This is a genomic window from Porticoccus sp. (genome assembly GCF_041592135.1).
Lineage (GTDB): Bacteria > Pseudomonadota > Gammaproteobacteria > Pseudomonadales > Porticoccaceae > Porticoccus.
On sequence record NZ_JBFHQR010000197.1, the window covers coordinates 1 to 2716 of the forward strand.

General features: G+C 58.9%; 1 protein-coding gene and 1 pseudogene. Both read left to right on the top strand.

All coding sequences use genetic code 11. The annotated features are described in order from the left end of the window. Positions 1-195 precede the first annotated feature (195 nt). Positions 196-648 (top strand): annotated as a pseudogene (locus ABY948_RS11985) (M23 family metallopeptidase); the annotation flags it as partial. Positions 649-713: 65 nt separating this feature from the next. Further along, positions 714-2716 (top strand): preprotein translocase subunit SecA (secA, locus tag ABY948_RS11990; protein ID WP_461482768.1); only part of this gene is annotated, 2003 nt, incomplete at its 3' end.

Below are 2716 nucleotides of genomic sequence, written 5' to 3' on the forward strand. Positions count from 1 at the left end.
TAGCAGCGTGGGGCCGGCGCAGGCTGTGAACAGCAGCAAGCCGGCTGCGGCCAGCATGGCCTTCGAGTCCACTCCGCCACCTTCCAGGAAAATGTCCCTAGGACCCTGGTGCGAACGTCAGCACAGGGCTACCAAAACAACGAACTGGAAGCGCTTTTTCAACAGCTGGAAAGCCAGCTGGATAACAGCGAAAGCCAGTTGGGTATTCTTGAATCGCTGATGATGGACCGCAAAGTCCAGCAGCAGAGTGAAGTGACAGGCCGACCCACCAGCAAGGGCTGGATGTCATCGAAATTTGGTCGCCGCACCGACCCTTTCACCGGCCACAGGGCCTGGCACAACGGTGTTGATTTCGCCGGCAAGCTCGGCTCCGAGATCGTCACCGTCGCCGCGGGCGTGGTGACCTGGTCCGGTGAGCGCAACGGTTATGGCCGCATGGTTGAACTGGACCACGGCGAGGGCCAAGCCACCCGCTACGCCCACAACAGTAAAAACCTGGTGAAAGTGGGCGACATCGTCAAGAAGGGCGAAGTGATTGCCCTGATGGGCAGCAGTGGCCGCTCCACCGGCCCCCATGTTCATTTTGAAGTCTATAAAAACGGTCGAGCTGTCGACCCCGCCAGCTATATTCGCCGCACGATCCGTTAACCCCCGCTTTCTTCCAAGCCTCCCGAAATTTATCTGTGCGCACCTGCACATCCTGTTACGTGGAATTGATGATGAAACTCTTAAAACAACTGTTTGGCACTAAAAATGATCGCGAAATCAAGCGGATGCGAAAAATTGTCAGGCAGATCAACTCACTGGAAGAAGGCATTTCGGCCCTTTCCGACGACCTGCTGAAGGCGAAGACGGATGAATTTCGGCAGCGCTACAGCAGCGGTGAAACACTGGACCAGCTATTGCCGGAGGCGTTTGCAGTGGTGCGGGAGGCCGCCCGGCGCACAATGAGCATGCGCCATTTCGACGTGCAGCTGATTGGTGGCATCACCCTGCACGAGGGACGCATCGCCGAGATGCGCACCGGTGAGGGCAAGACGCTGGTGGCGACACTGCCCGCGTACCTGAACGCCATTCCCGCCGCCGGGGTACACATCGTGACGGTGAACGATTATCTCGCCAAGCGGGACTCCCACTGGATGACCCCGATCTATGAGTTTCTGGGGCTGCGGGTTGGCGTAGTGCTGTCGCAACAGCCGATGGACGAGAAGCACCAGGCCTATCAGGCCGACATCACCTACGGCACCAACAACGAGTTCGGTTTCGACTACCTGCGCGACAACATGGTGCTGCGTCTGGAAGACAAAGCCCAGCGCGGGCAGGTTTACGCCATCGTCGATGAGGTGGACTCGATCCTCATTGACGAGGCGCGGACACCGCTGATTATCTCCGGCGCGACCCAGGACAGTTCGGCACTCTACAAGCGCATGAATGGCCTGATCCCGCTGCTGAAACCCCACAGCGAAGAGCAACCCGGTGATTTCGTTATCGACGAAAAGTCCCGGCAGGTGGAACTCACCGAAGATGGTCATAGAAAAATTGAGTCAATGCTTGAAAGTGAGGGCTTGCTTCAGCAGGGCGACAGCCTCTATAACGCCAGCAATCTCGGCCTGCTGCACCATGTTCAGTCAGCCCTGAGAGCGCATCACCTGTTCCACAAAGACGTGGAATATATCGTCCAGGAAGGCCAGGTGGTGCTGATCGATGAGCACACCGGCCGCACCATGGCGGGCCGTCGGCTCTCGGAAGGCCTGCACCAGGCGATTGAGGCAAAGGAAGGCGTCAGTATCCACAGTGAGAGCCAGACCCTGGCATCCACCACTTTCCAGAATTATTTCCGCCTCTATGAGAAGCTGGCCGGTATGACCGGTACGGCGGATACCGAAGCCTACGAATTCCACCAAATCTACGGTCTGGCGGTGGTGGTGATTCCCACCAATAAACCGGTTGCCAGGACCGATCTGAACGACCTGATCTACCTGACCACCGACGAGAAGTACGATGCGGTGGTGGAGGATGTCCGCGCCTGTATCGCCAAGGGTGCCCCGGTGCTGGTAGGAACGGCTTCCATCGAAACCTCCGAAGCCATGTCAGCGCGCCTCAAGGCGGCCAAGATCCCCCACCAGGTGCTGAACGCCAAATACCATGAGCAGGAGGCGCAGATCATTGCCCAGGCGGGCCGTCCCGGCGCGGTCACCATCGCTACCAATATGGCCGGTCGCGGTACCGATATCGTGCTCGGCGGTAACTGGGAGGCGGAGGTCGCGGCAATGCAGAACCCCTCTGAGGCGCAGGTCAGCCAGGCTAAACAGGCCTGGCAGCAGCGCCACGATCAGGTCATTGCGGCGGGCGGCCTGCATATTCTGGGTACGGAACGGCACGAATCCCGGCGTATCGACAACCAGTTGCGCGGTCGTGCCGGCCGACAGGGCGATCCGGGCGTATCCCGTTTTTACCTGTCGCTGGAAGACCAGTTGATGCGGTTGTTTGCCTCCGATCGGGTGAAAAACATGATGCGCGCGCTGGGCATGGAAAATGGCGAGGCCATCGAACACCGCATGGTGACCAACGCCATCGAAAAGGCCCAGCGCAAGGTGGAGGGGCGCAACTTCGACATCCGCAAACACCTGCTGGAATTTGACGATGTGGCCAATGACCAGCGCCATGTGATTTACCAGCAGCGCAACGAATTGCTGGCCGCTGAAGACATTGCCGA